Source organism: Streptomyces sp. AcH 505 (assembly GCF_000818175.1).
In the GTDB taxonomy this organism is placed as follows: Bacteria; Actinomycetota; Actinomycetes; order Streptomycetales; family Streptomycetaceae; genus Streptomyces.
In genome coordinates, this window is sequence record NZ_JTIY01000001.1 from 1,803,461 (window position 1) to 1,815,051 (window position 11,591).

Annotated in this window: 13 protein-coding genes; 7 read left to right on the top strand and 6 right to left on the bottom strand. The window is 70.0% G+C overall.

Going from position 1 to position 11,591, the window contains the following annotated elements:
• Window positions 1–655: VTT domain-containing protein (locus tag HY68_RS08395; protein ID WP_063779626.1), on the bottom strand; the 655-nt coding region annotated here is incomplete at its 3' end.
• Window positions 656–825: 170 nt separating this feature from the next.
• Here HY68_RS08395 and HY68_RS08400 point away from each other — a divergent pair.
• The 3 genes from HY68_RS08400 to HY68_RS08410 all read left to right on the top strand — a co-directional run bounded on the left by HY68_RS08400 (window position 826) and on the right by HY68_RS08410 (window position 4,126).
• Entirely contained in the window at window positions 826–1,194 is a 369-nt protein-coding gene (locus tag HY68_RS08400; RefSeq protein WP_041986391.1) for a YbjQ family protein, read from the top strand.
• A 114-nt stretch (window positions 1,195–1,308) separates the two neighbouring features.
• Window positions 1,309–2,583, top strand: coding sequence for an ion channel protein (locus HY68_RS08405; RefSeq protein WP_041986394.1), 1,275 nt, complete (start codon window positions 1,309–1,311; stop codon window positions 2,581–2,583).
• 166 nt (window positions 2,584–2,749) lie between these two features.
• Window positions 2,750–4,126: a glutamate decarboxylase gene (locus HY68_RS08410; protein ID WP_241778751.1), complete on the top strand. Its 1,377-nt coding sequence runs from the start codon at window positions 2,750–2,752 to the stop codon at window positions 4,124–4,126.
• Window positions 4,127–4,135: 9 nt separating this feature from the next.
• Here the strand turns inward: HY68_RS08410 and HY68_RS08415 are convergent, their stop codons facing one another.
• The 3 genes from HY68_RS08415 to HY68_RS08425 form a co-directional block, all read right to left on the bottom strand.
• Window positions 4,136–4,750: a PadR family transcriptional regulator gene (locus HY68_RS08415; RefSeq protein ID WP_041986401.1), complete on the bottom strand. Its 615-nt coding sequence runs from the start codon at window positions 4,748–4,750 to the stop codon at window positions 4,136–4,138.
• A gap of 19 nt (window positions 4,751–4,769) precedes the next feature.
• A complete protein-coding gene (locus HY68_RS08420; RefSeq protein ID WP_041986402.1) occupies window positions 4,770–6,227 on the bottom strand; it encodes an aldehyde dehydrogenase family protein in 1,458 nt (485 codons plus the stop codon).
• Window positions 6,228–6,313: 86 nt separating this feature from the next.
• Window positions 6,314–7,186, bottom strand: a complete 873-nt coding sequence (locus HY68_RS08425; RefSeq protein ID WP_198533233.1) for a helix-turn-helix transcriptional regulator — start codon at window positions 7,184–7,186, stop codon at window positions 6,314–6,316.
• Between the two features lie 310 nt (window positions 7,187–7,496).
• Between HY68_RS08425 and HY68_RS08430 the strand changes: the two genes are divergently transcribed.
• Complete coding sequence (locus HY68_RS08430) at window positions 7,497–7,991, top strand: ATP-binding protein (protein WP_041986405.1); 495 nt, start codon at window positions 7,497–7,499, stop codon at window positions 7,989–7,991.
• 84 nt (window positions 7,992–8,075) lie between these two features.
• On the opposite strand, the gene HY68_RS08435 is transcribed toward HY68_RS08430, so the two are convergent.
• Entirely contained in the window at window positions 8,076–8,318 is a 243-nt protein-coding gene (locus HY68_RS08435) for a DUF397 domain-containing protein (RefSeq protein ID WP_041986408.1), read from the bottom strand.
• Window positions 8,319–8,599: 281 nt separating this feature from the next.
• Between HY68_RS08435 and HY68_RS08440 the strand changes: the two genes are divergently transcribed.
• The gene (locus HY68_RS08440) at window positions 8,600–9,073 is read left to right on the top strand and encodes a hypothetical protein (RefSeq protein ID WP_041995433.1); all 474 of its coding nucleotides are present in this window, start codon (window positions 8,600–8,602) and stop codon (window positions 9,071–9,073) included.
• Window positions 9,074–9,091: 18 nt separating this feature from the next.
• Here HY68_RS08440 and HY68_RS08445 read toward each other — a convergent pair whose 3' ends face one another.
• Entirely contained in the window at window positions 9,092–10,303 is a 1,212-nt protein-coding gene (locus tag HY68_RS08445; protein WP_041986410.1) for a DUF2786 domain-containing protein, read from the bottom strand.
• 85 nt (window positions 10,304–10,388) lie between these two features.
• Here HY68_RS08445 and HY68_RS08450 point away from each other — a divergent pair, with 85 nt between their 5' ends.
• Both HY68_RS08450 and HY68_RS08455 read left to right on the top strand, forming a co-directional pair.
• Complete coding sequence (locus tag HY68_RS08450) at window positions 10,389–10,946, top strand: sugar O-acetyltransferase (protein ID WP_041986412.1); 558 nt, start codon at window positions 10,389–10,391, stop codon at window positions 10,944–10,946.
• Between the two features lie 42 nt (window positions 10,947–10,988).
• Window positions 10,989–11,591: TetR/AcrR family transcriptional regulator (locus HY68_RS08455; protein WP_041986415.1), on the top strand; the 603-nt coding region annotated here is incomplete at its 3' end.

Here is an 11,591-nt window from a genome sequence, read left to right on the forward strand (position 1 = left end):
CGGCGGGCTGCTGCGGCGCCTGGGCTGCGGCCTTCTTGGACTTCGAACGGGCCCGCAGGTACTCGATCGCGATCGGCACCACGGAGACCAGCACGATGGCGACCAGGATCAGCTCGATGTGCGCGTTGACGAAGTCGACCTTGCCGAGCGCCGCGCCCAGCAGCGTGACCCCGGCGCCCCACAGCGTGCCGCCGATGATGTTGAACGTGATGAACGAGCGGTAGTTCATCTTGCTGACGCCGGCGATGATCGGCGTGAACGTACGGATCACGGGCACGAACCGGGCCAGGACCAGCGACTTCGGGCCGTACTTCTCGAAGAACTCGTGCGCCTTCTCGACGTTCTCCTGCTTGAAGATCTTGGAGTCGGGCCGCCGGAAGAGCGAGGGGCCCACCTTGCGGCCGAAGAGATAGCCGACCTGGTCACCGACGATCGCCGCGACGGCGACCAGGGTGCAGACGAGCCACAGCGGCTGGTCCAGGGAGCCGGCCGTGACCAGCAGTCCGGCGGTGAACAGCAGCGAGTCGCCCGGCAGGAAGAACCCGATGAGCAGGCCGGACTCGGCGAAGACCACCACCAGGACGCCGAGGAGACCGAAGGTCCCGATCAGCTGGTCCGGGTCCAGCCAGCTGGGTCCGAGCGCAATGGTGGTCACGGGTTCGGGACTCCTGTGTCGTGTCGGTCGATCGTCGAATCGGCGTTGTCGGCCGCCCAAAGCTATCAACGTCCGCCGGGCTCCTGCGGTTCCACCCGTCTGCCGGGGTGCGGGCGGGGCAGACGAGTACGAAGGTGAAACCAGGGAGAGTTCGGAGAGAGGGACGGCACATGGGAACGGAAGAATACGGCGGCGGCCAGGGTACCGGCGACGACGTCCTCGTCGTCACCACGAACGACGTGCCCGGCTACCAGGTCCGGCAGGTGATCGGTGAGGTCTTCGGCCTGACCGTCCGCTCCCGGAACGTCGGCAGCCAGTTCGGCGCCGGGCTGAAGTCCCTGGTCGGCGGCGAACTGAAGGGGCTGACGAAGACCCTCGTGGAGACCCGTAACCAGGCGATGGAACGGCTCGTCGAGCAGGCCAGGTCGCGCGGCGGGAACGCCGTGCTGATGATGCGGTTCGACGTGACCGAGGCGGCCGACGTCGGCACCGAGGTGTGCGCGTACGGCACGGCCGTGGTGCTCGAACCCACGGCCTGACGGCAGGGCGAGGGACGGGCCGGCCGGCTGAAGCGAGCCGGCCGGCCCGTGACCCGTTTCCCGTGACTCGTTTCCCGGGCCGTTCCGGGGCTTTTGTCCCGTTACGGTGACCGCGTGGCCACCGACGCTCAGCACGCTCCCCCCGCGCCGTCAGCGCGCACCCTGCTGCCCCTGGTCCTTCCCTCGCTGCTGATCGGCGTCGTCGCGAGCCTGGTGCTCCTCGGCGTGAGCGAACTCGCCGACCTGCTGGAGGACGTCCTGTGGCAGACGCTGCCCGACGCCCTCGGGATCGGCCGCTACTCGATCCTGTGGATGATCGTGGTCCTCACGGCGACCGGGATCGCCGTGGGGCTGGTGGTCCTGCTCGTCCCCGGCCACGCGGGACCCGATCCGGCCACCACCGGGCTCGTCGACGAGCCGATGGCTCCGGGTGTCCTGCCCGGTCTGCTGCTGGCGGCGACGCTGGCCCTCGCGGGCGGCGTGAGCGTCGGTCCCGAGAACCCGATCACCGCAGCCAACATCGCCCTCACCTACTGGCTGGGCCGCAAGATCGCGCCGCAGAGCCCCACCATGGTCTGGGTCGCGCTCGGCGCCGCCGGCACGATCGGCGCGCTGTTCGGTACGCCGGTGGCGGCGGCGCTGGTCCTCTCCGAGACGCTCAGCTCCCGGCCGGGCCCCGGCTCGCTGTGGGACAAGCTCTTCGGGCCGCTGATCGCCGCGGGCGCGGGCGGGCTGACCACGGTGCTGATCTCGCACCCGACCTTCGACCTGGACCTGCCCGGCTACCACGGCACCACTTGGGGCGACCTGCTGGCCGCGCTGGTCATCGCGTCGGCGGCGGCGCTGCTGGGCATGGCGGCGGTGTACTGCCTGCCGTACGCGCACACCGCGTTCCGCACGCTCAGGAACCCGGTGCTGACGCTGGCGGCCGGGGGTGTCGTGCTCGGGCTGCTCGGCGCGCTCGGCGGGGAGCTGACCCTGTTCAAGGGGCTCGACCAGGTGAAGACGCTCGCCGCCGACCCGGGCGGCTGGTCGGCGGGGTCGTTCGCACTGATGGCGGTGGTGAAGCTGGCGGCGGTCGTGGTCGCGGCGGCCTGCGGGTTCCGGGGCGGCCGGATCTTCCCCGCCCTCTTCGCCGGCGTCTCCCTCGGTCTGTGCGCGCACGCGCTGGTCCCCGCCGTACCGGCCACGCTCGGGGTCGTCTGCGGCGCGCTCGGCGTGCTGCTCGCCGTCACCCGGCAGGGCTGGCTGAGTCTGTTCACCGCCGCCGTCCTGGTCGCCGACCCGAATGTGCTGCCGCTGCTCTGCGTGGCGACGATCCCGGCCTGGCTGCTGGTCACGGGCCGTCCGCTGATGCAGCTCAAGAAGGACGGCACCTCGCTGCGCTGACGGACCGCCGGAAAACGTCGGGACCGCCGCCGGGCGGTGCGGCGGGTTCCTTCGTATCCTCGCGGGAGAGGGACCGGACCCGTCGCGAGGAGATCAGCTCATGCCGCTCCGCCCAGGTACGAACGACTCCGGGGACGCCCAGGCCGCGGCCGAGGACCACGCCGAGATGCGCCGTCTCTCGCTCAACCCGTTCTTCGGCGCTGCCGACCCGACGAGCGAGATGAACTCGGCGCCGCCCACCCACCGGCTGCCCGACGGACCGATCCCGCCCGAGACGGCGTACCAGCTGGTCCATGACGAGCTGATGCTCGACGGCAACTCGCGGCTCAACCTCGCCACCTTCGTCTCCACGTGGATGGAGCCGCAGGCGGGGCGGCTGATGGACGAGTGCCTGGACAAGAACATGATCGACAAGGACGAGTACCCGCGCACCGCCGAGCTGGAGCGGCGCTGTGTGGTCATGCTCGCCGATCTGTGGAACGCCCCGGACCCCTCGACGACCGTCGGCTGCTCGACCACCGGCTCCAGCGAGGCGTGCATGCTCGCCGGGATGGCGCTGAAGCGGCGCTGGGCCAAGCGCAACGCCGACCGCTATCCGGCGACGGCCAGGCCGAATCTCGTCATGGGCATCAACGTCCAGGTCTGCTGGGAGAAGTTCTGCAACTTCTGGGAGGTGGAGATCCGGCAGGTGCCCATGGAGGGCGACCGCTTCCACCTCGACCCGCGGGCCGCCGTCGAGCTCTGCGACGAGAACACCATCGGTGTGGTGGCCGTGCTCGGCTCGACCTTCGACGGGTCGTACGAACCGGTCGCCGAGCTGTGCGCCGAACTCGACGCCTTCCAGGAGCGGACGGGCCTGGACGTCCCCGTCCATGTGGACGGCGCTTCCGGCGCCATGATCGCGCCCTTCCTCGACGAGGACCTGGTCTGGGACTTCCGGCTGCCGCGCGTCTCGTCCATCAACACCTCGGGGCACAAGTACGGGCTCGTCTACCCGGGCGTCGGCTGGGCGCTGTGGCGCACCCCGGAGGAGCTGCCCGAGGAGCTGGTCTTCCGGGTGAACTATCTGGGCGGTGACATGCCCACCTTCGCGCTGAACTTCTCCCGTCCCGGCGCGCAGGTCGTGGCGCAGTACTACACCTTCCTGCGGCTGGGCAGGGAGGGGTTCCGCGCGGTGCAGCAGACGGCCAGGTCCATCGCGATGCGACTGGCCGACCGGATCGGCGCGATGGACGAGTTCCTGCTGCTCACCCGGGGCGACGAACTGCCGGTCTTCGCCTTCACGACGGCGCCGGGCGTGACGAACTTCGACGTGTTCGACGTGTCACGGCGGCTGCGCGAGCGCGGCTGGCTGGTGCCCGCGTACACCTTCCCCGCCGACCGGCAGGACCTGTCGGTGCTGCGGATCGTCTGCCGCAACGGCTTCTCCGCCGACCTGGGCGCTCTGCTGCTCGCCGACCTGGAGCAGATCGTGCCGGAACTGCGGCTCCAGGAACACCCGTTGAACCGGGACAAGTCGCAGGTCACGGCGTTCCACCACTGATCGGCCGCGTCAGCCGCCGTACGGATTCACCTGACCGTCCGCGAGCACCCCGACGAACGGCTCGCCCTCACCGGCGAAGGTGTAAGCGCCGGCCTCGATGCGCCGGATCAGGCCGCGTGTCCATTCGGCGCCGGTGTCGGCGGAGTGGATCCACAGGTGCATGATCTCGCCGATATGGCCAAGGGACTCCGGGCCCTCGTCGGGGACGTAGTGCTCGGTCACCGCGTCCCGCCAGGCCTGGATCGCCCGCAGCCGCTCGCCGAGCAGGCCGACGACCTCGGCCCGCTCCAGATCGACGATGCAGCCGAGCGCGGCGGAGAGCACGTCCATCTTCTGGTCGTAGGAGACCAGGGATTCGCGCAGCAGCCGGAAGTACTCGGCCGTGCCCGCCTCGGTCAGCTCGTACTCCGTGCGCGGCGGGCCGCCCGCCGTGCTCGGCGCGACCTCGTGCGCCAGCAGGGCGCCTTGCTTCGCGAGCTGTTTCAGGGCGTGGTAGATCGAGCCCGGCTTGGCGTTGGACCACTCGTGGGCGCCCCAGTACTCCAGGTCGTTGCGGACCTGGTAGCCGTGGGCCCGCCCGTGCTGGCGCACCGCGCCGAGCACGAGCAAACGGATCGCTGACATCCGCCCAGGCTATTGCCCCTCAGAACGGGAACTGCGAGCGCCCGTACTGGACGGAGATCCACTTCTGGGTGGTGAACGCGTCGATCATCGACTCGCCGTTCAGCCGTCCCGAGCCCGAGTGCTTCTCGCCGCCGAACGGGACGATCGGCTCGTCGTGGACCGTGCCGTCGTTGATGTGGATCATGCCGGTCCGCACCCGGTGCGCCAGCTTCACCCCGCGCTCGATGTCGCCGGTGTGCACGGCGCCGCTCAGCCCGAACGGGGTGTCGTTGGCGATACGGACCGCCTCGTCCTCGCCGTCGAACGGGACGAGGATCGCGACGGGGCCGAAGATCTCCTGCGACAGGAGGGGCGAGTCGGCGGCGAGGCCGGTCAGTACGGAGGGCGAGACAACGTTGCCTTCGGTGCCGCCGTGCAGCAGGGCCGTCGCGCCCGCCGCGACCGCGTCCGTGACGGTCTTCGAAACGGCCTCGGCCTGACGGGAGTTGATGAGCGGACCGATGTGCGTCGACGGGTCGGCCGGGTCGCCGGCCTTCAGCGTCCGCACCTTGGCGACGAACTTCTCGGTGAACTCCTTCTCCACCGTGCGGTCCACCAGGATGCGGTTGGCCGCCATGCAGACCTGGCCCTGGTGCACGAACCGGCTGAAGACCGCCGCGTCGACCGCGTAGTCGATGTCGGCGTCGTCCAGCACGATCAGCGCGCTGTTGCCGCCCAGTTCGAGGATGGCGCGCTTGAAGTTGGCCGCGCAGACGGTCGCGACATGGCGGCCGACCGCGTCGGACCCGGTGAAGGAGATGACGGAGGGGATCGGGTGCTCGATGAGCGCGTCACCGATCTCCGCGATGTCCGTGATCACGACGTTCAGCAGGCCCGCCGGCAGGCCCGCGTCCTCGAATATCTTGGCGACCAGCGCCCCGCCGCAGATCGGCGTGTTCTGGTGCGGCTTGAGCACCACGGCGTTGCCGAGCGCCAGCGCGGGCGCGACCGACTTGATCGACAGCAGGAAGGGGAAGTTGAACGGGCTGATGACCCCGACGACTCCGACGGGCAGCCGGTAGACACGGTTCTCCTTGCCGTCGATCGGCGACGGCAGGATCCGGCCCTCGGGGCGCAGCGCCACCTGCACGGCCTCGCGCAGGAACTCCTTGACGAGATGCAGCTCGAAGGCCGCCTTCAGCCGCGTGCCGCCCAGCTCGGCCACGATGGCCTCGGATATCTCGGCCTCGCGGTCCTCGACCAGCCGCAGCGCCCGCTCGAACACCAGCCGCCTGGTGTACGGGTTGGCGGCGCCCCACGCCTCCTGCGCACGCGCGGCCGCCCGGTACGCCTGGTCCACCTCGTCAGCCGTGGCCACCGTGATCGACGCGAGCTTCTCCCCGTTGTACGGGTTGAAGTCGATGATGTCCCAGGACCCACTCCCGGGCTTCCACTCACCGTCGATGTACTGGTGGGCCAGGTTGGTGAAGAAGGACATGAGACCCCTCGTCGCGTCGTCGCACAAGCGCGTGGACTGATGTCCCGCCATCGTACGGGCGTGCGTGGACAGTTGGGGCGGATCCTTCAGGACAGCTGCGTCAGCAGCCGGTGCAGCAGGTCGCGCGTTTTCTCCGGTCCGGGACTGTCCGCATGCAGGCGCTGCATCACCCGTTCGTACTGGGCGACCTCCTCACGCTTGTCCACGTAGAGCGCGCTCGTCAGCTGCTCCATGAACACGACGTCGGACAGATCGGACTCGGGGAAGGTCAGCATCGCGAACGAGCCGGTCTCGCCGGCATGGCCGCCGAAGCTGAACGGCATGACCTGGAGCGTGATGTTCGGCTGCTCGGAGGCCTCGATCAGATGGGTCAGCTGACCCCGCATCACCGAGGCGTCACCGTAAGGACGGTGCAGCGCCGCCTCGTCGAGGACGGCGTGGAAGTGCGGAGCGCGCTCGGAGACCAGCACCTTCTGCCGCTCAAGACGCAGGGCGACCCTGCGGTCGATCTCGGCGCGGTGCGCCTCCGGGTTGGGCATGCCGCGGGTGACGACGGAGTGCGCGTACGCCTCGGTCTGCAACAGGCCGTGGACGAACTGCACTTCGTAGACCCGGATCAGCGAGGCGGCGCCTTCCAGACCGATGTAGGTTGGGAACCAGCCGGGCAGCACATCGCTGTAACTGTGCCACCAGCCCGCGACGTTGGCCTCGCGTGCGAGGCCGAGAAGTGCCCCTCGCTCGCGTTCGTCGGCGACGCCGTAGAGGGTCAGCAGGTCCTCGATGTCTCTGGCCTTGAAGCTCACCCGTCCCAACTCCATACGACTGATCTTGGATTCGGATGCGCGGATCGAGTAGCCGGCGGCCTCACGTGTGATGCCGCGTGTCTCGCGCAGTCTTCTCAGCTGTGAGCCAAGAAGGATGCGCCGCACCACGGAACCGCCCGATTCGGTTGCGGTCACGTCTCCAACCCTCCCCATCCATGGACATCTGCTGGAGCACCCCCGAACCCCAAGTGCCGGATTCTGCCACCAAAACGCTTCAGCGCGTACTCATTCGATTACGGAAATAAGAAGCCTTTGGGAAGAGGACAGAAGCAGCCAGAAGAAGAAATCGGTTGGAAACACCCTACGAAGGGTCAAGACAGGCAGCTGCACGTGCATCTGCCCTTGCATCTGCCCTGCGCATTGGGAACCATGGTGCTCGCGCACCTGCGTGCTCGTTTCAGACCACCGCAGTATCGCCACGGCCGCGAACCCCGGGAGTGCCCGCATGGGGACGAATGGATCGACCATGCTTGAGCCGTTAAGGCGCGGGCTCCCTCCGATCGATCCGACTGCTGCGTCCAGCTCGGCGTCGTGCGCCCTCCCCGCCCGGTACGAAGCAGTGCGCGGAGCACGCCAGTTCACCAGAGCAACGCTCGACCAGTGGGGTCTCAGCGACCGTTTCGACGATGTCGCGCTCGTCGTCTCGGAACTCGTCACCAACGCCCTGCGGCACGCGCTGCCCGCCGACACCCCGCGCGAGCACTCCGACTCCGCGGTACGGCTGCACCTGATGCGGTGGCAGAGCCGGCTGGTCTGTGCCGTGCGCGATCCGAGCTACGCCAGCCCGGAGACGCAGGAGGTCGACGAGAGCTGTGCGGCCGAATCCGGTCGCGGGCTGTTCCTGGTGGAGTCGTTCAGCGACACCTGGGGCTGGCACCCGCTCGCCGGAACACTGCACGGCAAGGTCGTCTGGGCGCTGTTCCAGCTTCAGAAGGACTGAGAGCTGACGGCTGACGGCTGACGGCTGACCACGAACGACGCCAGGAGAGGGGCCGGTTCGCCGGCCCCTCTGTTGTCGGTTCGCTCAGCCGGTCGCGGTGAGGTGGTCGAACTCGCCGTCCTTGACGCCGAGGAGCATCGCCTCGATCTCCGCAGGCGTGTACACCAGAGCGGGTCCGTCGGGATGGCGTGAGTTCCGCACCGCCACCTCACCGCCGGGCAGCTTGGCGAACTCCACGCAGGAACCCTGCGAGTTGCTGTGCCTGCTCTTCTGCCAGGCCGCTCCGTGCAGCTCTGTGGCCGCCATGCCGTTGTACACGTGGTGCACAGGTCGCTCCCCGAGTTGCAAGGTGCAGGTGTCAACTATCCCGGATCATAGCTGTGTTCATGTGCTACTGCATGAGCATATGCACGTGCACGCGGGGTGTTCCCTTGGTTACAGACGTTGCCGCCTCGCCCCGGCCCACTGAGAAGAGAGACGCACGAACAGCCCTTTCGGATCCCCTACCCCGGAAATGGTCCAGTCCGCACGCCGGGGCGCACCCCCGACAGGACCCGGTCCCTGCTGATAACTTGGCGCGCTCCGGCGTCGACGAGGGGGACCTGACCATGCGCGAGCTCATACGGACGGGCGTGACGGCGGCGGGCGTCGCCGCCGCACTCGTACTCACCGGTTGCAGCAGCGGTGACGACGGCGCCGCAGCCGACAAGAGCAGTACGCCGCCGCCGAGCGCCGCGCCGAGCATTTCGGCCGCCCCGGGCGCCAGTTCGGCCGCCGAGGTCGCCAAGGACATCGAGGGCAGCTGGGCCGGGCTGACCGACGGCAAGTCCGTCGCTCTCGTCGTCCAGAGCGGCAAGGCGGCGCTCGTCGCCGAACAGCACGTCTGTCAGGGCTCCGTGCAGGACATGGGGCAGCCGATGCTCTCGATGACCTGCACCGACGGGAACACCGACCGGGCCATGGGGACGATCACGTCCCACGACGGCAAGACGCTGGTCATCTCCTGGGGCACCAAGAAGGACACCCTGAAGAAGACCGAGGCACCGGGCAAGGGACTGCCGACCGCCATCCCCTCTCTCTGAGCCCGCTGCCCCCTCTCTCTACCGCCGCTGCGAGCGGGCCTCGACGGCGCCTCCCGCGCCCGGCACCTGCGCCCGGTCCGCCGCCGATGTGCCCTGCGTCCAGCCCTCGGCGTCGGTCACCCCGCGCACCCGGGTCGCCACCGTCTCGGGGAACATCCGGTCGGCGTGGTCCGTCACCGCCACATCCCTGGCGGCCAGCACCGGCAGCAGCGCGCCACCGCCGCCGTCCGCCTCCGCCGTCGCCTGCCCGGTGGCCTGCTCGGTCGCCGCCGCCAGCCGTTCGCCGACGCGGTGCGCGTAAGCCAGCAGGAACGACTGCCGGAAGGTCTTCGTCCGCCGTCGCCCCGCCGCCCGCTGGTCCGCCTCGGCGCGGGTCATCGCGGCCGTGCCCTGCACGAGCAGCGACGTGTGCAGCAGCTCGACGGCCGCGAGATCCGGCTCGAAACCGACCACGGTCGAGAAGCCGAACGCGCTGTTCCACACCGCCCGGCAGCGGTTGGCCGAAGCGACGGCGTCGAGCAGGATCGCCTTCGCCGTCTCGTACGGCGCGTCCACCCCGATCCGGCAGGCGCCCGGCACATCACCGCTGTGCGCGCGGTCGGCGAGCAGCGCCTCGTCGATGCTGTGCCGCGCCATCAGCTCCTGCGCCTTGGCCGTGAGCGCCTCGGCCTCCTGCGGATAGCCGGTCGCCTCGGCCTTGGCGAGCAGCGCCCGGATCCGGGTGAGCATGCGCGGCTCACCCGCCGCGTCGGCGGGCGGCAGATGGACGGGGGTGCCGGGCACCGGCCCGACCGGCTCGATCGCCGGCAGCCGGGCCAGCAGCAGGTACAGCTCCAGTACGGAGGTGGCGTACGAGAAGCGGTCGGGCCGCCGCTCCGGGCGGCCGGTGCCCGCGGCCGGCGCGGTCAGCTCGGCCAGCTGCTCGCTCCAGCGGCGCGGCAGCCGCTCGTACCGTCCCGTCTCCGCCCCGATCAGCTCGGCGACGAGCCGTACATGCGTCTCTTCGAGGTCGCGCCGCACCATCCGTACGACGTCGGCGGGCTGCCAGCCGCGCTCCCAGGCCAGCCGGACGTACCCCTCGCCGCGCCGCCGCAGCTCGGCGTCGGCCGCCGGGTCGGCCGCCAGCAGGGAGGCTCCGGTGTCGGTGTCCGACGAGAGGGCGGCGCGCAGCGCGCGCTCGACGGTCCCTGCCGCCGTCTCCCCCGTACCGCCGTCGTTCGTCTCACCCATGCCGCCATGATCCCACCGTCCACAGGCTGTGGATCACGAATGGATTACGGTGACGGGAGGAGCGGGCGGCGAGGAGAGGACACCTGTGGGCGAGAACAAGGACCGCATGCTGGCCGGGGACTGGTACATCCCCGACGACCCGGAGCTGATGGCGGAGACCGAGACCCGGACAGCGCTCTGCGCCGCCTACAACGCGGGCGGCGCCAGCCGCGCGGCGCGGGAGAAGGCGCTCGAAGAGCTGCTCGGCTCGGTGGGCGAGGGCGTGAACGTACGCCCGCCGTTCCAGTGCGACTACGGCTCCTACATCACCATCGGCGACCGGACCTTCATCAACTTCAACGCGGTCTTCCTCGACGCGGCTCCGATCACCATCGGCTCGGACGTCCAGATCGGTCCCAATGTCCAGCTGCTCACCCCGGCCCACGAGCTGGACGCCGAGCGCCGCAGGGCCGGCTGGGAGAGGGCCCTGCCGGTGACCATCGGCGACAACGTCTGGCTCGGCGGCGGCGTGATCGTCTGCCCGGGGGTGACGATCGGTGAGAGCACGGTGGTGGGCGCGGGATCCGTCGTCACGAAGGATCTGCCCGCCGGGGTGCTGGCGGTGGGCAACCCGGCCCGGGTGGTCAGGCGGCTGGACGGCTGAGCGCCCGGCGCGCGACCGCGGGTGTCGCCTATCGTGGGGCGTATGGAGCGCGTGTTGACGCCGAAGGGTGCCGCCACCCGGCAACGGATCGTGGAGGGCGCGGCCACGCTCATCCGGGAGCGGGGCACGACCATAGGCCTGGACGACATCCGGGCCGTCACCTCGACCAGCAAGAGCCAGCTGTTCCACTACTTCCCGGACGGCAAGTCCGACCTGCTGCTGGCCGTCGCCGAGTACGAGGCCGGGCAGGTGCTCGCCGACCAGCAGCCGATGCTCGGGGAGCTGACCAGCTGGGCCGCCTGGCAGGCGTGGCGCGAGCGGGTGATCGCGAAGTACGACGCGCAGCGCAGGAACTGCCCGCTGTCGGCCCTCACGGCGCAGCTGGGCCTGGCCGACCCGGCCACCCGGACCATCGTCACCGAGCTGTACGACCGGTGGCACGCGTATCTGGTCGCCGGTGTCCAGGCGCTGAAGGACAGCGGCGAGATCGACGCGGGGGTCGACGTGGGCCGGTCGGCGACGGCGATCCTGACGGCCGTCACCGGCGGTGCGACGCTGCTGATCGCGACGGACCGGCTGAGCTATCTGGAAGAGGGACTGACGGAGGCTCTGGACGCGCTGCTCCGCAGGGCGGGAGCCGGCACC

Coding starts and splice junctions, on each gene's coding strand:
- HY68_RS08400 (WP_041986391.1), top strand. CDS start 826: ATGGGAACGGAAGAATACGGCGGCGGCCAGGGTACCGGCGACGACGTC.
- HY68_RS08410 (WP_241778751.1), top strand. CDS start 2,750: ATGCGCCGTCTCTCGCTCAACCCGTTCTTCGGCGCTGCCGACCCGACG.
- HY68_RS08415 (WP_041986401.1), bottom strand. CDS start 4,750: ATGTCAGCGATCCGTTTGCTCGTGCTCGGCGCGGTGCGCCAGCACGGG.
- HY68_RS08420 (WP_041986402.1), bottom strand. CDS start 6,227: ATGTCCTTCTTCACCAACCTGGCCCACCAGTACATCGACGGTGAGTGG.
- HY68_RS08430 (WP_041986405.1), top strand. CDS start 7,497: ATGGGGACGAATGGATCGACCATGCTTGAGCCGTTAAGGCGCGGGCTC.
- HY68_RS08440 (WP_041995433.1), top strand. CDS start 8,600: ATGCGCGAGCTCATACGGACGGGCGTGACGGCGGCGGGCGTCGCCGCC.
- HY68_RS08445 (WP_041986410.1), bottom strand. CDS start 10,303: ATGGGTGAGACGAACGACGGCGGTACGGGGGAGACGGCGGCAGGGACC.